An 18,582-nucleotide genomic window follows, 5' to 3' on the forward strand; every position below is an offset into this window, starting at 1 on the left:
TCTAAATCGTGAGCCAGCCACCGCTCAAAGCCCTGCACTACTTTTGCGTGGCCGCCCGGACCCTGAGTTTCAAGCAGGCGGCCGACGAGCTTTCCGTCACGCCCGGAGCCATCAGCCAGCAGGTCAAAACCCTGGAAGATTGGCTGGGGCTGCCGCTGTTCCAGCGCAGTGCGCGCCAGGTTACCCTCACCGAAGCCGGCAGTTCGTTCTACCGGCGCATCTATCCCCTGTTATCGGAGTTACTGGGCGTCACCGTCTCCATGCAGCGGATCAATCGCACCCGGACGGTCCGCCTGACCCTGCCGCCAGGATTCGCCATGATCCGTTTCGGACCGCAACTGGGACGGTTTCGCGAGGCGCATCCGGACATTGAGCTGCAGCTGCATGCTTCATCGTTGCTGTCGACGCTGGACGGCAGCGATCACGACCTGGCGATCCGCTACCTGCCCGAGGCCGACCCGCGTTTTGACTGCAATGGCCTGGGAAAACTGGAGGTCATGGCGGTGTGCAGCCCCGAATACCGGTCACAACATCCCGGACTTGGGGGCGGCAACCTCGACGGGTGCACACTGCTGCACGATCACCTGCACCAGGACTGGCAGCGCATGATCCAGCAAGCGGGCCTGACCGGCCGTCCACTGGACAACCTCTATTCGGATCATTCCACCCTGGCCCTGCAGGCTGCGGAAAGCCATCTGGGCGTCTGGCTGACCGATCAGATCCTGGGCAAACCGGCGCTCGACGCGGGGCGGTTGTGCCGGATCTTTGAAACGACGCTGCCGGCGCGACGCCACCTTTTTCTGGTGCACAATCGCCAGGCACCGCTGAGCGACGCGGCAACGACCGTCAAGCAGTGGATTCTCGATCGCTTTCGGCTGGGGTCAGCGACCGACGGCTGAGGCCAGTTTCAGTTCCTCCATCAGACGCTCAACCAATTCGGCGGCGGGAAGCGATCGCGCCAGTGGTGCGCCCTGCCCGGCCCAACAGGCATCGAACCCATGCTGACCGGCTTCCAGGGCGGCCGCTTTCAGTGCCTTGCCAGCCACATAGGCGATGGGGTAATCCGGCATGATGCCCAACGCCGAGGGAGTGTCCACCTCCTGGCTCCAGCGGTCGACAAAGCCCCGCGCGGGACGGCCGGAAATCACCGGTGTCAGGCGGGTCTCGATCGCCGCACCGTCGCGGAACCGTGCCCGGTAGGCATCATCGGCCGACGACTCCGGCGACAGGATAAACGCCGTGCCCATCTGCACGCCCACGGCTCCCAGATCCAGTGCCGCCCGGATGCCCCGGCCATCCATGATGCCGCCGGCCGCGATAACCGGTAGGCGGCAATAATTGCTGAACAGACGCACCAGCGGAAAGGTTCCCAGCTCCGGCCCGCCAGCGGGATCAAACACGCCGCTGTGGCCTCCCGCCTCACGCCCCTGGGCGACGATGCCATGCAAGCCGGACTTCTGGATCTGGAACGCTTCGTTGAGACTGGTGGCCGTCGCCATCAACGTGATGCCGGACGCACGCAGCTCATCGATCCAGTCCTGGCGCGGCAGACCGAAATGGAAGCTGACCACCGCAGGCTGGGTTTCCAGCAGCATCTCGAACATGGCCTCGTTCTCGACGAAGCTTGGATAGGGAGACGCCAGCGACGCCGGTGGCTCGGCCTGCACTTCCTCAAACAACGGTTTGAGATAGGCCAGCCAGGCCGCCTCCCGCTCCGGGTCCGGCTGTTCCGGCTGGTGGCAAAAGACGTTGACGTTAAACGGGCGGGCAGTCTGCTGATGGGTGTCGTCGATCATTTTCCGGGCAGCCGCCACACTGCTGGCGCCAATACCAATCGACCCCAGTCCTCCAGCATTGGACACGGCCGCCGCCAGCGCCGGTGTCGACACGCCAGCCATGGGCGCCTGGATGATGGGATGGGAAATCCGGACCCGCCCAATTGCCATGCTGAAATCAGCCATGCTGCACCTCCCTGCTCGTCAAGACAGTTTGCTCTCCCTGAAAAATAACACCCCCGGGCTCCTGAGCGGGAGTCCGGGGGTGTTATTCCGAATATAGAGCGGGTGAATGAGCCCGGCCGAATCAGGCCGTTTCCATCTCGAAATCCATCACACGGCGATTGATGAAATCGAAGCTGAAGCTCTTGCTACGCATGCGACGCTCGATCAGGCTGGCGAGTTTATCCAGACGGGTGGGCACGGCCATCAGTTTGTCCTGCGCCTCGCGGCCGGCCGCATCGTCGGGCACCAGATCGGCAATGCCCCAGCTGTCCAGACATTGCTGAACCACCTTGCGGTAATCCCGGGGGCCGTAAATGCCGGCGCGGTGGACCACATCCGCCATGTCGTCGTAGCCGGCGATGTTGTGACCCGGCATCGCCAGGCGCGGCGTCACTTTCAGGGCCGATTGCATGGCGCGGGTGCTGTCGGTTTCCAGCAGGCCACAGAAGGCATCCCGGTAGAACCGGAAATGCCGCGATTCGTCGGCTGCAATGTGTCCCAGGATGCGCTGGATGACCGGATCGTAGTTGGCCGCCAGCTTGCCGGTGTTGGCATGAGCCGCTTGGGTGGCGCGCTCCTGCAGGCTGGTGTAGGCGAGCAGCTGGTAGGGATCGTCATGCCACTCGGGATCGAAACCGGACTCCAGGTACAGGTACTGGAGCTTCTCGAAGGCTTCCATGTTGAACAGGCGGGTATCGCGGACGTAGTCGTGCAGCGCGCAGCCGTGACGATCCTCTTCCGCCGTCCAGAGGAAGTTCCAGCGCTCCCAAGCGTTGCCATGGCCCAGGTGGACGGCAATCAGGCGATGGAAGTGCGGCAGGCCTTCTTCGGTCAGCAGGTTCAGTGCCAGCGACACCCGTACCGGGTCAGGCAGCCCCCTGGCCCGCTCACGCAGATCAACCAGATACTGCTCCTGGTCGTCCGTGATGCCCTCGCTGGATGGCAGGAATTCGCTGGGCATCCACAGCCGCCGCTCGTCCAGGTGGCGCTGCGTCAGTTTTTCGACCAGGGGTTCCAGAGACGCCAGGACCTCCCGTTTCTCGTTCAGTTCCGTCGATGCCGTCATTCTGTGCTCTCCTCTCGGTTACCCCGGTTCAGCGTACACACGTCCGCCAAAAATCATTGATGCTCTAAAATTACCACTGCCATCCGGGCCCAGACAATCCTATCAAGACTATTCGCTAAGCCTTTAAAGAGGATGTCATCCAGCCTTAATAGACGACAGACCCACAGTGAAAGGCTTACACCCGTTCTCTTAAATTTCTGTGACAGTCGCGGTTAGAGACCGCTCTAGAGCGGCCGAATACCCCATGGCAATCGGAAATAATGTTCCGGATCACAATCGGTTACCGATGCTGTCATTGTAATGTCACACAGCTGTCATACCGTTCCGTTTTCCCAGAACCCGGAGACAGTATCGTGCCGATAGCCTTCGTCCGCCGGCTGGCCACGCTCGCCAGCGCCACCCTGCTTGCCCTCATCAGTGCCCTCGCCTGCGCCAACGACCTGGAAATTCATGGTTCCAACACCATTGGCGCCCGACTCGCGCCGGCCCTGGTGGCCGGCTACCTGAAACAGGACGGCGCCCGTAACATCGCCATTAAAAGCACACCGGTCGAGAACGAGCAGCGCATCACCGGCCAATTGAAAGGCCAACTGTTCGAAGCCCGGGTGGAAGCCCATGGTTCGGCCACAGGTTTCAAGGGACTGCTGGAAGGCAGCTCCCAGATCGCTGCCGCCTCGCGCCCGGCGAAAGACAAAGAAGTCCAGTTGCTGGCCAAGCGCACTGACCTTCGCGATCGGGCCAGCGAGCACATCATTGCCATCGACGGGCTGGCCATCCTGGTGCATCCGTCCAACCCGATTGAGACACTGCAAAAAGACACGCTGGCGAAAATCTTTGCGGGCCAGATCAGCAACTGGAAACAGATTGGCGGACCGGACCGCGGGATTCACGTCTACGCCCGGGACGAGCGATCCGGCACCTGGGACACGTTCCATCACCTGGTCCTGGGCAAGCAGTACAACCTGACCCCAAACGCCAAACGCTACGAGTCCAACGACCGGCTGTCCGACGACGTCAGCCAGGATCCCGCCGGCATCGGCTTTACCGGCCTGGCCTCGGTTCGTAACAGCAAGGTGCTTGCGATCGCCGATGGCGATTCTGCCGCCCTGCTACCGACCCGGCTCAATGTCGCCACCGAGGATTACCCGCTTTCCCGCCGCCTGTTTCTCTATTCCCTCGGCAGCGATGACAGCCCGGTGACCCGTGACTTCCTGGAATTCGTTCAGGGCCCCAAGGGGCAGGATATCGTTCAGCAGACCGGCTACATCTCGCAGAATATCCAGGCGGTGGAGGATGATCGCGGTGACAGCATTCCTGCCTCGCTGCGCACCCTTACCCACGATTTCCAGCGTCTGAGCGTCAACTTTCGTTTCGCCGAAGGCCGCACCCACCTCGACAATAAGGCCCACCGCGACCTGGCCCGACTCAAGCGTTTCCTGGATGCCCATCAGGCCAGTGGCAGTGACCTGATGCTGATTGGCTACGCCGACAAGCAGGCCAATGAACTGCGCGCCCAGATGATTTCCGAGCTGCGGGCCCTGTCGGTCAAGAAGGCGTTGCGCAAGGAGCAGAACATCAACGTGTCCGCCTATACGGGCTACGGCCACTATGTACCGGTCGCCGGCAGTGGCGGTGCGGAAGGCGCGAGCCGGAACGGGCGTGTGGAAGTCTGGTACCGGCAGCCCCATTGAGCGGACAGGCGAATGCCGGGCGGCCGCAGGGCCCGGCAACACATTTGCTTACAAAAAACCAAAAAAATCCAATAGTCCCGGAAAGTTACACTTCCTACACTCCGTAAAGGCGTTTTACATCTTTTTACGGAGTGGCCGTCATTCGCTTCCTGCTTTCCCATATGTTCAGTCTGCGTCTGGTGGTCGTCGCTCTCGCCCTGGTTGCCGTGCTGGCCGGCGACCAGCTGCCCCTGATTGACCACCTGGACCACGCCACCTTCCTCACCTTACGGGACGTGCCCGATCAAGGCGGCGCGGAAGCGGTTCCCCTGCCCGGCAATGGCTTCCAGCAATATCTCAGCCGCCAGGAGCTGCACCAGCCGGACTGGAGCATTCACCTGATTCGCGGCCTGGTGGTCGGTGTCGTCCTGCTGCTGGTTTTCGGGATGCCGGCGTTCGGCACGGGGCTCTCCAGCCTGCTGGTAGCGCTGGCACTGATCGGCCTGCTGGTGGCGCAAGCCATCCTGTTACTCTACCGCCAGACCTGGATCCCCATGGGGACGGTACTGACGGTGCTGGTTCCGGGCTTTGCCATCATGTTGTTCTGGATGCAGCCCTTCCGTGAGATTCGAGGCCTGCGCCGGAACCTCCGCCAGGCCCGCTGCCAGCTGGGTCGACTGCTGCTTCAGCAGGGCCAACCGGACGAGGCTCTGGCCGCCCTGGCTGACTGCCCACCCTGCCAGGCCAGCCTCGACCTGCAATACGACATCGCCATCCAGCAGGAGCGTAAGCGCCAGTACGAGGCGGCCGCCGACACCTATCGCCAGATCCGGGCCCAGCGCAAGGGCTTCAAGGATGTTGCCAAGCGGCTGCAGGCGCTGGAACAGTTCGGTGCAACCGGCACCAGCCCGCAACCGATCAGCTATGACGCCACCAGCACGTTGGTCTTGCCGGACACCTCCGTCAGCAAACCGACGTTGGGACGCTACGAAATCGAACGCGAACTGGGGCGCGGTGCCATGGGTGTGGTCTATCTGGGCCAGGATCCCAAGATCGCTCGCCGGGTCGCCGTCAAGACCTTCAGCTACGCCCAGTTCGAGGGAACCGAGCTCAACGAACTCAAGAACCGCTTCTTCCGGGAAGCGGAGGCGGCCGGCCGGTTGAACCACCCGGCGATCGTGACGGTCTATGATGTAGGTGAAGAAGCGGACCTGGCGTTCATCGCCATGGACTACGCCGAAGGTCGTCCGCTCAGCGCCTGGGGCAAGCCCGACCGGCTGCTAAAACTGCCCGTGGTGCTGGACGTACTGGCCCGGGTCGCCGAAGCCCTGGACTACGCCCACGGCCAGAAAATCGTCCATCGAGACATCAAGCCGGGAAACATCATCTACGACGCCAGGAGCGGGGACGTGAAAATCACCGACTTCGGTATCGCCAAAATCGCCGACGACTCCCGCACACGCACAGGCAATGTCATGGGCAGCCCGCTCTACATGTCACCGGAGCAGCTCAAGGGGCAACGGGTGACCGGACAATCCGACACCTACAGCCTGGGGGTCACCCTGTACAAACTGGTCTCCGGTGCCACGCCGTTCAACGCCGACACCCTGGCCAACCTGACCTACCAGATCCTGAACAAGCGCCCCCGCAGCGTTCGGGAATTCAACCCGGACCTGCCGGATGGCGTGGTCCGACTCATCAACAAAGCCATACAGCGGGATCCGGCCAAGCGCTTCGCCAGCGCTGGCGCCATGGCTGACGCCCTGCGCCGGGCCGCTGCGCGTGAAGGCAGCAAGGAGGCTACCTGATGACGCTCATCGCCACCGGACTCACCGACATCGGCACCCGCCGGGTCAGCAATCAGGACGCCATTGCCTGGCACGTCTGCCCGGACAGCACCCGGGCCCTGGGCATCGTGGCCGATGGCATGGGCGGCTACAAAGGCGGTGAAATCGCCAGCCAGGTGGCTGTCAACGTCATTACCCAGGTGCTGGTGCCGCTGATCAACCAGCCTCCCGTGGACGACGCCGCCCAGGTCCGGGCCATTCGCGACGCCGTCAACGAAGCCAACGAGCAGATCCAGGCGCTGCGCGAGGAAGATCCGGTACTGGGCAACATGGGCACGACCATCGTGCTGGCCTGGATCCAGGGTAGCGATGCGCTGGTCGCACACATTGGCGACTCCCGCTGCTACCACCTGAGCGGTGACCAGCTGGACCTGAAAACCCGGGACGACACCGTCGTCCAGAACATGATCGACGACGGCAGCATCAGCGAGGCCGAAGCACCGCGCATGCCGTTCCGTAACGTGCTGACCCAGGCGCTGGGCTCCAACGAGGCCGCGGAGCCGTCCCTGTGCCGCTTACAACTGGCGCGCGGCGACCGGCTTCTGCTCTGTTCCGATGGCTTGACCGAAGCCGTGCCGGAGGCCGACTGGCCCGGTTTGATGCTGGCGCGGGATCCGCTGCGCGAGCAGGCCAACACCCTGATTCATACCAGTCTCGAAAACCAGGCGGCGGACAATGTGTCCGTCGTCCTCATTCTCAAGGAGTCATGACATGGCAGCGCTTTCCCACCTGGTCGACAACCTTGTTGTCAACACGTTCGAACTGGACGGACCACGCGTCCACATCGGCCGTCACCCGGACAACACCATCCAGATCGACGAGATCTCGGTCAGCGCCCGCCATGCCCATATCGACGTGGAGCCCAACGCGTATCTGGAAGGCACCATCGACTACTACATTACCGACGACAACAGCACCAACGGGACCTTCGTCAACGACATCCGCATTGATGACCGCCAACGTCTGAACAACAACGACGTGGTACGGATCGGCTGGAACCTGTTCCGGTTTGTGGATGAGGAAGAGAACACGCTGGAGAAGACGGCGTTCATCCTGGAAGAGTAGTTCCGACACCCTCGATACGGGCGGCGGGCCATGTGCCGCCCTTTCCCGCCGGCATTGCAAATTGTTCTGACACAGCCTCTTTCCCCCGCCCCGCCTGGAAAAAGCCCAACCCATTGAATTCACGGCGCCGTTACCACAATCGAAAATCAGACGCATTAGCGGGAGTCGGCGCACTTTACAGTCAGACGACAAGCGTCCTGCAAACCATTGATTTAGTGCGCTACCAGTTCAGGCACGCTATATGCTGATCGTTCAATGGGCCTGCATAGGTCTACATTGAGGATCAATGCCATGGATAAACTGATCGTATTTGCGCTGACAACATTGCCAGCAGCTGCCGCTTTTGCCACCTATTGCAAAGGAGACAGTTGTAACCCACCCCCGGTTTCCGTGCCGGAACCAGGAATGTTTGGCCTAATGGCAACGGCGGGTATCGTTTTCTATTTGGTTAACCGCTTCAAAAAGCGGCCATAATCAAGCAATCGCCGGACGCCGCCCTCCAGGATAAACGGCGCGTCAGCCTCACTTGCCACCCGGCGTCCGGCAATTCAAAAAGACAACGAGTTCATTGAAGGCGTCATCGACGCCCACCACACTCCTGATTGAGTGCCACAACAAAAAGCCACGGCGGGGTGAACAGACCAGTATCCGAGTCATCCCGCCGCGGACCACAGAATACGGCGCCCCTCACTGATTTGCGCCTCCGCTATCAACCTTCGGCCGCCCGGAACCGGGCGATCCGCTCATCGGTCAAGGGGTGTGACGACATCAGGCCATTGATCGCGGTTTGCCAGCCGGAGGCCTCGTCCCGCTGGTTTTCGTCACTGCTGTCACCGCCCTCAAGACGCTGCATAATGGCAATAAAATGGCCGGGATCCACCTGCCGCGCCTGCATCAGGTCCAGCGCGTACTGATCCGCATCCCGCTCCATATCCCGGGAATAGGCCAGGTTAAGCAACACGGCCGGGCCGGTCACGGTGGTATCGGCAAAGGCCGTCAAATCGCCGGTCATCATCACCAGCAGCCAGGCGGTCAGAGAAGAATGGACCACGCCCTGCATCCCGTGGTTGTGGGCCACGTGCCCGAGTTCGTGGGACAACACGGCGACCAGTTCCTGATCGTCCTTTGCCAGGGCGACCATGGCGTCGGTGAAGACGATGGTGCCATCCGGCAGGGCCATCGCGTTGGCCCCCACCGCGTCACTGTGACGAAAGAGCACATGCACGTCCTGCCCGGGAATCGTCTCCAGATAGGGGGCGAAAGTCGATTGCAGTTGCGCCTGTCGATCCGTCGGCAACGTGCTGGGCTGCATCACACTGGAATCCAGCGTGTTCAGCGTGGTCTGGCTGAGGCTGTCCACCACGGAGGCCGGCATCATGTCCGCCACCACCTTCGACGTCCAGGGCAAGCCATACAGGAAGCTGCCCAGGGTTGTCAGCGCGGCGACTACCGCAGCAATCAGGATCAGCCCCAGATGATTTTCCAGGCGATGGACCCAGCGCGACAACCGACCGGTCTGGAAGTGCCGGGTCAGCGCATCGACGCCGTCGTTATCGGACGTTTCAAATACGCCGTCCTCCAGCAGGTGCAGGTAGCGGGGCGTGTTGCCGACCCGCGGCGAGACCCGGATGGCGTGCCATTCCAACCGATGGCGCTCGTCGCCGGTGTCCAGGATCAGCTGGTCGTCGTCCAGGCACAACCGGGAGGGGCGCCGCCGGGAGGTGGCGCCACTGTAGTAATCTCCGGTCAATTCCATATCAGAAAGCGGTGATACCGACGTCGAAGGCATCGCCAAGCTCCTGCCCCAGCGCGCTGGTGCGGCGGTCTTCCGCGGCTATGAAGCCGTCCAGGTCGCCTGCGACGGTCATCTCGGTGCAAGCGGCCCGGTAACGCGCCATGCGCACTTTGGCCCAGGGTGTGAACAAGCCCAGCGTCAGGACAACCAGCGCGCTGTTGGACGCGTAGATCCACAGCATCTGCTTCGGCGACAGGTGCGAATGCAGGCTGTGATCGCGCAGCGTGAGGTTGTTGAGGAAGAGGTTGGTCAGTCCTGCCATGAAATAGCCGAACACCGCCAGGTAACCGGCCATGATCACGACGAACGCCAGCGCCGGATTGATCAGGGTAAACGCCACAATGCCACCGATGCCAAAGGCAATGGCCATCAGCAGCCCCTTACCGAAGAAGGCATAATATTCGCCGTTGGTGCTGTCGAAGCTGAAACGGCTCGTGCCGTAACGGAAACCGTTGCCCATGAACCGGTGCGTCTTGAGAACGCTGAACGGCGTCAGCAGCAGCAAGGTCAACAGGTTCAGGAAGGGCCAGACCACCATCACCATCAGCGCATCGGCATAGCTGGCTTCGAAATCGAAGCGCACATTGCGGTAAGCGCTATTGATGGCGCGGAAACGCAGCGAACGGATGACAATCCAGGGGATCGCGAACATAAAGCCGATACCCATGATGATCGCCGCGCCCGGCACCAGATTGGCCACCAGCGCGTAGAGGATGAAAGCGAAAAACGCGATCAGCCGCCCTTTGAGAATCGTGATCGGATCCGCCAGGTACTGGAAGCTGGCGCCATCCAACTGGGTATTGCCATAAAAATACTGGTTATTGCGCACGGTCGCCCAGGCGGAATAGATCCCGAAGGTGACCATCGTCAGCAGGATATTGACGATCCAGATCCCGAAGTATTCGCCCCCCTGGCCGGTGAAACGGAATTCGGTATCCCGGAAATCCTCCGGGTCGACCGTTTTCCTGACCGGGCGCTGAATGGGCGTCGATCCAACCGGCTTGGCCTCGAAGCGGGCGGGACCGGTCGGAGGCGTTTGCGCGCCCTCGTCGGCCGCCGTCATGGCCGCCGCGGCCTGGTTCGGCGCCGGCTCATTAGGTGCGGCGGTCTCTTCCTCGCCTTCCACCGGCTCCACTGCCAGCTCGCTGAGCGATGTGGCGTAGCGGGGCTTTTCCGGTTCCTGCGGCTGGGCGGATTCGGCCGGCGCCGCGGCGGGCGGCGTGTCCATGGGCTGTACCACAACCGCTGCGCCGGCTTTCAGCAGGCGGTCGCGATACTGGTTGGCCTGATCGAGCGTCAGGTCCTTTTTGAGATTGCGGGATGTGCCATCGAACAGGCGCGCGGCCCGCTCCTCGGACACTCTGAACAACGCCTGGACGTTGCTCTTCACCTGTTCGGGCGAAAACCCGTCCACGATGCGGCCGTCAAACTGAATACGGTAACGATCAGTGCTCATAATCCACCCTACTGCTTCCATTCCCTTAAAAACGCGCTTCGAACGCGCCGGATGAGTCGCTTCCTGCGTGCACCGCAGACGCTCCACCAAACATTAACAGAGATTCATCCCTACATCTGATTTTCAGCGTTTCAAAGTGTTAAACATATTAAAATCTTTGCCCCATTTGAGCTTCTTCTCACGCCAACGTCGGCAATCAGGCGTAGCGCTCGGAGACGAAGCCGTGTATTTTTGCCGGCCTTAAGGATCATAACGTTACAGGAAGTTAACAATGAACCGGGCCGTAAAATCGCAGTTTGATTCCCTCTCCTCGTCGCTGGGGCAACATCTGAAGCGCTATTTTGCCGCTATTGCCGGCACCGTAATCGCATTGATGCTGGGCTTTTCCTCCTTTTTTACCACCGAACTGGGCTACACCTACGTGGTTCAGGACACGCTGTTTGGCACCATTCGGGTCTTCACCGAACCGGGCGTCCACCTGAAAGTGCCCTTCTTTTCCAATGTCTACACCTACAACCAGGCGATGACGCTCAACTTCGGCAATCAGGAGAGCGGCGAGGTCATCCGCGCCACCCGCCAGCTGAGTAACGTCGAGGTCCAGTTTGCCGATACCTACACAGCCAGCATCCCGGCGACGTTCCGCTTCAAGCTGTCATCCGATCCGGAGCGCATCATCGCCATGCATCGGGAATTCCGCAGCTACGACAACCTGATCGATTCGCTTCTGCTCAAGAACGCCAAGAACGTCACGGTGGTCACCGCCACCCAATACACCGGCGAGGAATTCTTTCAGGGCGGGCTGAACAAGTTCAAGGTGCAGCTCGAAGACCAGCTCCAGAACGGCCTGTACCAGACCGAGCGCCGGCAGGTCGAGGTGGAGCAGACAGACCTGGCGGCGGTGTCATCAACCAACGACGACGCTGACAAGCTGGAACACAAGGTCCAACTGGTGTGGAAAAACATCATCCTGCAAAACGACAAGGGCCAGGCCAAGCGGCTGGCCAACCCGCTGGATTCCTATGGCATCCAGGTCCGTCAAGTCACCATTGGCCGGCCCATTCCGGAGCATCGCCTGGACGAACTGCTGGTGAAGAAAAAGGACCTGGTCGCCAAACGGATTACCGCCATTCAGGCCCAGGAAACGGCCCGGGCAGAAGCCAAGACCGCGCAACTGGAGAAGGAAATCGAAAAAGCCCGCGCGATCCAGGACGCCCAGCGCGCCAAGGAGCTGGCGATCATTTCCAAGCAGAAGGAAGTGGAAATGGAGCGCCAGCAGGCGGAGCTGGAACAGGTCCGCAAGCAAAAGGAACAGGCTGTCGCCCTGCTTGAGAAGCAAACCCAGCTTGAAGTGGCCACCGCCGAGCGGGACATCCAGAAAGCCAACGCCGATGCCGCCACCTATGCGGCCAAAGCCATCCGCGAGAAAGGTCTGGCGGAGGCCGAAGTTGCCAAGGCCAACCTGATGGCCAAGCAGTCGGCGCGCGATATTTACATGGCGGAAATCCAGCGGGATATCGCCCAGGTCATGTACCCGGCCTTGAAGGAGACCCAGATACAGATGCCGGCCTACTACGTGGGTGACGGCAGTGCGACGCCAGTCAACAGCCTGGACGTGTTCACCAGCCTGGGTGCCATGGACCATCTCAAGCAATCGCTGCGTACCGCAGAGCGCGGCCAGTAAACTCCAACGCCCGCGGTCACAGACTGCGGGCGTCTCAACCTTTCCTGATCGTCACATCCGGCACCACCCTCTCAGCGTACTGTCCTAGCGGTCTCACCAGGCCGGCAGTTGACCTGGATATCGCGAGCACTTGATCTCACCGCAGATCGTCCCAAGGCTTGTAATCTGGGTCGGTTCGCCCCGGCCTGACATCTTCGACACGACAGGAGGCACCATGAAGACCCGGACGTTTGGCAATACGGATATCGAAGTCACCCCGGTAGGCCTGGGCACCTGGGCCATTGGCGGCTGGATGTGGGGCGGCACGGACGAAGCCGAATCCATCGATACCATCCATGCCGCGATCGACAAGGGCATCAAACTGATCGATACCGCGCCGGTCTACGGTTTCGGCCGTTCCGAGGAGATTGTCGGCAAGGCCCTCGCCGGCGGTCGCCGCGAGCAGGTGGCACTGGCCACCAAGGTCGCGCTCAACTGGTCCGACGAGCACGACAAGGTCTGGCGCGATGCCACGGCCAAACGGATTGAGAAGGAAGTCGAGGATTCGCTGAAGCGACTTCAGACCGATCACATCGACATCTACCAGGTGCACTGGCCCGACCCGGTCACCCCCATGGAAGAAACCGCCCGTGCCCTGGAGAAGCTGCTTAAGGACGGCAAGATCCGTGCGATCGGGGTCAGTAACTTTTCGCCGGAGCAAATGGACCAGTTCCGCGAGTTCGCCCCTTTGCACAGTGACCAGCCGCCCTATAACCTGTTTGAGCGGGGCATTGAGGACGATATCCTGCCCTACTGCCGGGACAAGGAAATCGCCACCATCACCTACGGCGGTCTCTGCCGCGGCCTGCTCAGTGGCAAGATGACGCCCAAGAGCGAGTTTGAAGGCGACGACCTGCGTAACAACGATCCCAAGTTCCAGGGCGATCGCTTCCAGCAGTACCTCAACGCCGTCAACGCACTGGACGACTATGCCCGGGATCACTTCGGCAAGGATGTCCTGGCCCTCGCCCTGCGCTGGCTGATTGACCAGCCCGGCGTGACCACGGCACTCTGGGGTGCCAGACGGCCGGAACAGCTGGAGCCGGTCAGCAATGTAGAGGGCTGGTCACTCGCCGAAGAGGACATGACAGCGATCAACAATATCCTGAAGCAACACATTACCGACCCGGTCGGCCCGGAATTCATGGCCCCACCCAGCCGCGAAGGCTGATGGCCTTACCATCCTGCCCCCCCGCTCCTGCCCTCCGGGAGCGGGCTATAATGCCGTGTAGAACACCGCCCCGAACCGCAGGAAACCACTATTCGAGCCAAAGCCAAGCGTCTGTTGCTGTTCACCGCTGAATTTGCCATTCCCATTATTGCGGTGGGCGCCTTGTCGTGGCTGATCGGCGGCTATCGGGTGCTGGTTCCGGCACCGCCGACCAACCCGGACAACATCTGCGACATCTTCAGCGAGCATCCGGATTGGTACGACGAGGCGGCGGCCTCCCAGGCCCGCTGGGGCACGCCCATCGCCACCCAGATCGCCTTCGTGCGCCAGGAATCCGCCTTCCAGAGCCGCATCCAACCGCCACGGACCAAACTGTTTGGCGTGATCCCATGGTCGCGCCCGACTTCTGCGTTTGGCTACGCCCAGGCGCTTGATCCCGCCTGGGGCGAGTACATGGAGGACGCCGGCAGCGTCTTCGCCGACCGCTCCCAGATGAAACACGCCCTGGACTTTATCGGCTGGTACAACGCGCGGACTCATCGCCAACTGGGCCTGTCACTGGACAATACCCGCGATCTCTACCTGGCCTACCACGAAGGCCCGACAGGCTTCGTCCGCCAAAGCTACAAGAAGCGCCCGTGGGTCCAGCGTGTGGCCAACCGGGTCACGACCCACGCCACCACCTATGCGGCCCAACTGGAGCAGTGCGAAGCCCAGTTAAGATGCCGGCATATCTACCAGTTCTGGCCGTTTTGTGAATAAGCGGGAAAGCGAGGACGCAAAACGAGAGGGAAAATCTGACGGGATCCATCCCGTCCTTGCGGTGCTACAGGGTGACGAGCAATCAGCGAGGCGTTCCGTAAACGGAGGTCCAGTAGTTGCTGTAGTCGTTGGACGCCGACGTGCTGTCGATCCGGACCGCGGCAAACTCCTCAAAGCGGGGATCCATAATGTTGCGGCAATGACCCGGACTCGCCAACCAGCCGGCCGTGACGGAAGCCGGTGAATCGTAGCCGGCCGCAATGTTCTCACCGACAATCGACCACTCGTAGCCGGTCGCCGTGACCCGATTGCCCACAGTCAGGCCATCCGATCCGGTGTGGCTGAAGAAGTTATGGGTTTCCATGTCCACACTGTGCGTCCTGGCGGCGCCCTCCAGCGTGCAGCTGTAGGTGACCGGCGTTGTCGCCTCATAATGATCGTCACCACACATCCGGGCTTCAGAGCGGGCGATGTTGATCAGCTCGATCAGCTCAGCCTGGTATTGATCCACCTCGCAACCGGCGGACATTTCAACCGGGCCAGCCGCCACGGTCGCCTGACCACTGCTGGAGGTTGCCGAGGCCTCTGAAACGGTGCTGCCGCCGGAACCACCGCCGCCACAGCCAGCCAACACGCCCGTTGCTAAAAGGCTAATTGTAATACAGTGTGAAACTTTCATAGTCAGCACCTATATGCACGAGATGCTCACTATACAGCCAGCATTTTTGAAAGCACGTACGTAAATCCCCAAATTACAACATGTTACGAATCATTACCTGCCAGCTAAAAGGGGATTCAATTCAACGAACTGTTTACCTTTTAAGCAATTGACAGCTTCTGTGCATGCACAAAAAAAGGCACTGAATGGCAACCATCCAGTGCCTCTTCCGAGGGACGAGTCAGGGTCGTCCTGCCCCCGATCGCACTCGTCCGTCTTCCCTGTCCTTTCCTGATGCCATATCGGGCGATCAGAACATGTAATTCAGACCGACGCGGGCCGTGTCGAAGGACGGACCGTCGTTGGTGACCTGGCCGTTGAAGTCGTCTTCATCAATGTCCACGTTGTAGCGGTCATACTCGGCATAGGCTGTGAGGCTGTCGGTAACGCGGAAGTCCACGCCCGCACCGACCACCGGGCTCACTTCATCGTAGGTTTCGCTTTCGTCAAAGGCGTCCACGTCGTAGGAATAGACGAAGGCACCCGCCTTGCCGTACACGCCGAAGCTCTCGGTTACGGGGAGGCGGCCCTTGGCAGACAGCGCCAGACCTTTCAGGTCACTGTTGACGTCATCGTCCTCGCCGAATTCACCGAAATCCAGGTAGTCACCCTCCAGGGCGAAATACCGGTTGAACTGATACCCGACGGTGCCGGCGAACAGGTCGTTCTCGTCCTTGAATTCACCGCCGTGGGATTTAAAGCCGCCGTAACTACCACCGATGTAGAAACCTGAGTCATCACGCTTGTCCTGCGCGAGGGCAGCCGGTGCAGCGAATACAGCAGCGGAAAGCAGCGTGACGTATGCAAGATTCGTCTTGGTGTTCATAGCGATAGAGTCCCCGTAGGTTCTTCCGTTGAATAAGCCCGGGACACCATGTCCGGGCAACACCATTCCACCCTAACGAAACTCACCGCGGCTGCGGGTTAAAACAGGAATACGGTTTATTAATCAATCGTTTACATTACACACACTTAACCCGACCGCTCCAGGAGTGAGGCGGGTTACGGGTTGGCGTCACAAAAAGATAATTACGACTAAACTGAAAAATAAAATGAGGGAGAAACTTATGCTTCGCCTCTTCGTTGGTCTTGAGTTACCGGAAGATGTCCGTCAGGCACTGACCGCAATCAGGGGCGAACTGAAGGGCGCACGCTGGCAGACGGCCGGACAACTCCACATGACGCTGAGCTTTATCGGCAATGTCGGTGACGACAATCTGCCCGTCATCTACGATGCGCTTCATGGCCTGCCACTGGATCCTTTTCCGGTCACCGTTGCGGGTGTCGGTCTGTTCGGCTCCCCCCAGTACCCCAAAAACCTCTGGGCCGGCGTACTGGACCGGGAGCCGTTGATCGATCTGCACGAAGAGATCCACCAACGATTGAAGCAACTGAACGTCTCGAGCCAGGGGCGCGGGTTTCGACCGCACATCACCCTGGCCCGGTTTCGTGGGCGGCGCACCCGTCAATACGCGGCCCGCCAGGACAAACGCGAACCAGCCCAGAGCCTGAACCGCTTCCTGGATAAATACGGCCAACTCGAATTGCCATCATTCGGCGTGCATCACGTTAGCCTGTTCAGCAGCACGCAACGCCCGGAAGGGTCCCACTATCAGGTCATCGGCCGTTTTCCCGCCGATTGATGCCTACCACAGCCAAGCCCTTAATGGCCCTCGGCTTCACTTAATGCGGCGACGCCGACGCTTGCCGAGGTCGGCCATGATTCCGCCGTCAGGGCCGTTGCGAAGTGGCGATGCAGGAACGATCGCAGTTGATCCATCCGCGGGCCAGGTCGATCCAGGTCCGGGCGAACGCCGCGGCGGAACCCGGGCAGTCCGGCGGGACCGGTGAACGGTGCGAGCAAGTCAGGATCACGGGCAATGATGTGGACGGGCACATCGCGGCTTGCGCCCTCACCGGTCACCAGCGGCGCCGGCTGGTGATCGCCGAGCAGGATCAGCAGCGTGTGCTCGTCCACATGACGAATGGCGTAGTCCGTCGCCACGGCCAGGGCATAGTCGATCGCCCGAATGTAATGCTGCCGCACTCGCTCGGGATTACGCCACAGCTCGGCGGGCGCCTCTCCCGCCCCTTTCCATGGGGCAAAGACCTGACCGTCACCGATGGCCTGCCAATCCGGCAGCACCGGCAGGATCGGCACCCAGGGCGCGTGGCTGCTGATCAGCGCCAGCTCGGCGAATATCGGTGTCGCCGAGGCGTCCCGTACCTGGCGCTGGAACCAGGACCAGGTGTACTGGTCCGGCATGGTGACCCAGTTCAGCGCCGGGCCGGCGTAATCAATGCGCTGGGCGTCGTAGATGTGCCGATACCCCAACTGGCGCCCTTCCGGCCAGGCGCGGGTGATCGCGGGCATCACGGCAACGGTGTCGTGTCCGGTCTGGCGAAAGTCGTCGATCAGGGTGGTGTAGCCGCTCGACAACATCACGTCGTAAGCCATTGCGCTGTCCACCCACAGACCACTCAAGACCGTGGCATGGGCCAGCCAGGATTGACCGCCCTGGACCGGCGACCGCAAGCGGCCGCTGACCACACTGAGCCCGGCCGAGGAAAGGGCCTGCTCCATGGCGTCCAGGCGCGGGTCCAGTACCGGCCGATAACGGGGATCGCCCAGCGCGGAGACACCATAGGATTCAATGAAGCCGATCAGCACATCGTCTCCGGCCAGTCGATCCATCGCGACCGCACGTCCCCGGTTGCCGGTACTTTCGACAGTATTCAATTGACGCGAAAAGGCCTCGGTCTGTGCCTGTGCGTCCATGATGCGCTCGACCTGAGTTGCCAATACCTCGGCACCGGATACCGTCACCGGGATGGCCCGGACAGGCAGCAAGGCCAGGCCAACCAGGGCGAGCGCCGTCATCGCTTTGGCTTGCCGGACCGACACCTGGCGCCCGGCGAATAGCAGCAGCGTCCGCACCAACCACGCCAGGACCAGCACCGACAGCACCAGAACCGCTGCAAATCCAAGGGCCCAGACATACCCCAGATTGGTCACGACCAGATCGACGACCTTGCCCGGCAATGCGCTGTCCAGGTAGAGATTCAGCGGGCGCCCCAAAGCCAGGCGCATAACGCCGTCGGCCGCCACGAACAGCGCCAGTGCCACGTATCCCGCGCCCAGCCCCCAGGCAATCCGTCGGCGCCAACCCCCACTCCGAATCAACCCCAACAGCCCCATCAGCAACAGCGCGTCCAGTGCCACCCAGGCTACGGGGCCGGGCCGCCACCATTGCAGGGCCAGGCACAGCGCATTCAGGATCAGGAAAGAGAACAGTTGTTTCAGCACGCGCC

17 protein-coding genes are annotated in these 18,582 nt (G+C 61.2%); 10 read left to right on the forward strand and 7 right to left on the reverse strand.

Annotated elements, in window-relative coordinates; genetic code table 11:
• The first annotated feature begins 8 nt into the window (after positions 1-8).
• Complete coding sequence (locus tag EB809_RS08020; RefSeq protein WP_123634297.1) at positions 9-899, forward strand: LysR substrate-binding domain-containing protein; 891 nt, start codon at positions 9-11, stop codon at positions 897-899.
• Here the strand turns inward: EB809_RS08020 and EB809_RS08025 are convergent.
• Together EB809_RS08025 and EB809_RS08030 are read right to left on the reverse strand one after the other, a co-directional pair.
• Positions 882-1,961, reverse strand: coding sequence for an NAD(P)H-dependent flavin oxidoreductase (locus EB809_RS08025; protein ID WP_123634298.1), 1,080 nt, complete (start codon positions 1,959-1,961; stop codon positions 882-884). The two genes, EB809_RS08020 and EB809_RS08025, sit on opposite strands and share 18 nt — an antisense overlap.
• Positions 1,962-2,082: 121 nt before the next feature.
• The gene (locus EB809_RS08030; RefSeq protein WP_123634299.1) at positions 2,083-3,066 is read right to left on the reverse strand and encodes an acyl-ACP desaturase; all 984 of its coding nucleotides are present in this window, start codon (positions 3,064-3,066) and stop codon (positions 2,083-2,085) included.
• Between the two features lie 353 nt (positions 3,067-3,419).
• Between EB809_RS08030 and EB809_RS08035 the strand changes: the two genes are divergently transcribed.
• From EB809_RS08035 to EB809_RS08055, 5 genes are all read left to right on the forward strand, one after another.
• Positions 3,420-4,757: a substrate-binding domain-containing protein gene (locus EB809_RS08035; protein WP_223807868.1), complete on the forward strand. Its 1,338-nt coding sequence runs from the start codon at positions 3,420-3,422 to the stop codon at positions 4,755-4,757.
• A 161-nt stretch (positions 4,758-4,918) separates the two neighbouring features.
• Positions 4,919-6,544: a serine/threonine-protein kinase gene (locus tag EB809_RS08040; RefSeq protein ID WP_123634300.1), complete on the forward strand. Its 1,626-nt coding sequence runs from the start codon at positions 4,919-4,921 to the stop codon at positions 6,542-6,544.
• Positions 6,544-7,293, forward strand: coding sequence for a PP2C family protein-serine/threonine phosphatase (locus EB809_RS08045; RefSeq protein ID WP_123634301.1), 750 nt, complete (start codon positions 6,544-6,546; stop codon positions 7,291-7,293). Before EB809_RS08040 ends, EB809_RS08045 begins: the two co-directional genes overlap by 1 nt.
• A gap of 1 nt (position 7,294) precedes the next feature.
• Entirely contained in the window at positions 7,295-7,648 is a 354-nt protein-coding gene (locus tag EB809_RS08050; RefSeq protein ID WP_123634302.1) for an FHA domain-containing protein, read from the forward strand.
• 291 nt (positions 7,649-7,939) lie between these two features.
• Entirely contained in the window at positions 7,940-8,122 is a 183-nt protein-coding gene (locus tag EB809_RS08055) for a PEP-CTERM sorting domain-containing protein (RefSeq protein WP_190294851.1), read from the forward strand.
• Positions 8,123-8,357: 235 nt separating this feature from the next.
• Here EB809_RS08055 and EB809_RS08060 read toward each other — a convergent pair whose 3' ends face one another.
• On the reverse strand, positions 8,358-9,437 hold the full coding sequence (locus EB809_RS08060) for a M48 family metallopeptidase (protein WP_123634304.1): 1,080 nt from the start codon (positions 9,435-9,437) through the stop codon (positions 8,358-8,360).
• Positions 9,406-10,899: a YjgN family protein gene (locus tag EB809_RS08065; protein WP_123634305.1), complete on the reverse strand. Its 1,494-nt coding sequence runs from the start codon at positions 10,897-10,899 to the stop codon at positions 9,406-9,408. Before EB809_RS08065 ends, EB809_RS08060 begins: the two co-directional genes overlap by 32 nt.
• Positions 10,900-11,170: 271 nt before the next feature.
• On the opposite strand from EB809_RS08065, the gene EB809_RS08070 reads away from it, so the two are divergent.
• From EB809_RS08070 to EB809_RS08080, 3 genes are all read left to right on the forward strand, one after another.
• Entirely contained in the window at positions 11,171-12,580 is a 1,410-nt protein-coding gene (locus tag EB809_RS08070; protein ID WP_123634306.1) for an SPFH domain-containing protein, read from the forward strand.
• A 214-nt stretch (positions 12,581-12,794) separates the two neighbouring features.
• Positions 12,795-13,790: an aldo/keto reductase gene (locus EB809_RS08075; RefSeq protein WP_123634307.1), complete on the forward strand. Its 996-nt coding sequence runs from the start codon at positions 12,795-12,797 to the stop codon at positions 13,788-13,790.
• Between the two features lie 114 nt (positions 13,791-13,904).
• Positions 13,905-14,552: a lysozyme-like domain containing protein gene (locus EB809_RS08080; RefSeq protein WP_223807869.1), complete on the forward strand. Its 648-nt coding sequence runs from the start codon at positions 13,905-13,907 to the stop codon at positions 14,550-14,552.
• 82 nt (positions 14,553-14,634) lie between these two features.
• Here the strand turns inward: EB809_RS08080 and EB809_RS08085 are convergent, their stop codons facing one another.
• Complete coding sequence (locus EB809_RS08085) at positions 14,635-15,186, reverse strand: CAP domain-containing protein (protein WP_223807870.1); 552 nt, start codon at positions 15,184-15,186, stop codon at positions 14,635-14,637.
• Between the two features lie 334 nt (positions 15,187-15,520).
• The gene (locus EB809_RS08090; RefSeq protein ID WP_123634309.1) at positions 15,521-16,096 is read right to left on the reverse strand and encodes an outer membrane beta-barrel protein; all 576 of its coding nucleotides are present in this window, start codon (positions 16,094-16,096) and stop codon (positions 15,521-15,523) included.
• Between the two features lie 241 nt (positions 16,097-16,337).
• Here EB809_RS08090 and thpR point away from each other — a divergent pair, with 241 nt between their 5' ends.
• The gene (thpR, locus tag EB809_RS08095) at positions 16,338-16,913 is read left to right on the forward strand and encodes an RNA 2',3'-cyclic phosphodiesterase (RefSeq protein WP_190294852.1); all 576 of its coding nucleotides are present in this window, start codon (positions 16,338-16,340) and stop codon (positions 16,911-16,913) included.
• 20 nt (positions 16,914-16,933) lie between these two features.
• On the opposite strand, the gene EB809_RS08100 is transcribed toward thpR, so the two are convergent.
• On the reverse strand, positions 16,934-18,577 hold the full coding sequence (locus EB809_RS08100; protein WP_190294853.1) for a hypothetical protein: 1,644 nt from the start codon (positions 18,575-18,577) through the stop codon (positions 16,934-16,936).
• Positions 18,578-18,582 lie beyond the last annotated feature (5 nt).

The sequence above is a fragment of the Marinobacter sp. R17 genome, assembly GCF_003789045.1.
GTDB classification, from domain to species: Bacteria; Pseudomonadota; Gammaproteobacteria; order Pseudomonadales; family Oleiphilaceae; genus Marinobacter_A; species Marinobacter_A mangrovi.

Excerpts from the sequence above, each read along its gene's own strand:
- EB809_RS08025 (WP_123634298.1), bottom strand. The coding sequence starts at position 1,961 with ATGGCTGATTTCAGCATGGCAATTGGGCGGGTCCGGATTTCCCATCCC.
- EB809_RS08030 (WP_123634299.1), bottom strand. The coding sequence starts at position 3,066 with ATGACGGCATCGACGGAACTGAACGAGAAACGGGAGGTCCTGGCGTCT.
- EB809_RS08040 (WP_123634300.1), top strand. The coding sequence starts at position 4,919 with ATGTTCAGTCTGCGTCTGGTGGTCGTCGCTCTCGCCCTGGTTGCCGTG.
- EB809_RS08045 (WP_123634301.1), top strand. The coding sequence starts at position 6,544 with ATGACGCTCATCGCCACCGGACTCACCGACATCGGCACCCGCCGGGTC.
- EB809_RS08050 (WP_123634302.1), top strand. The coding sequence starts at position 7,295 with ATGGCAGCGCTTTCCCACCTGGTCGACAACCTTGTTGTCAACACGTTC.
- EB809_RS08055 (WP_190294851.1), top strand. The coding sequence starts at position 7,940 with ATGGATAAACTGATCGTATTTGCGCTGACAACATTGCCAGCAGCTGCC.
- EB809_RS08060 (WP_123634304.1), bottom strand. The coding sequence starts at position 9,437 with ATGCCTTCGACGTCGGTATCACCGCTTTCTGATATGGAATTGACCGGA.
- EB809_RS08065 (WP_123634305.1), bottom strand. The coding sequence starts at position 10,899 with ATGAGCACTGATCGTTACCGTATTCAGTTTGACGGCCGCATCGTGGAC.
- EB809_RS08070 (WP_123634306.1), top strand. The coding sequence starts at position 11,171 with ATGAACCGGGCCGTAAAATCGCAGTTTGATTCCCTCTCCTCGTCGCTG.
- EB809_RS08075 (WP_123634307.1), top strand. The coding sequence starts at position 12,795 with ATGAAGACCCGGACGTTTGGCAATACGGATATCGAAGTCACCCCGGTA.
- EB809_RS08090 (WP_123634309.1), bottom strand. The coding sequence starts at position 16,096 with ATGAACACCAAGACGAATCTTGCATACGTCACGCTGCTTTCCGCTGCT.
- thpR (WP_190294852.1), top strand. The coding sequence starts at position 16,338 with ATGCTTCGCCTCTTCGTTGGTCTTGAGTTACCGGAAGATGTCCGTCAG.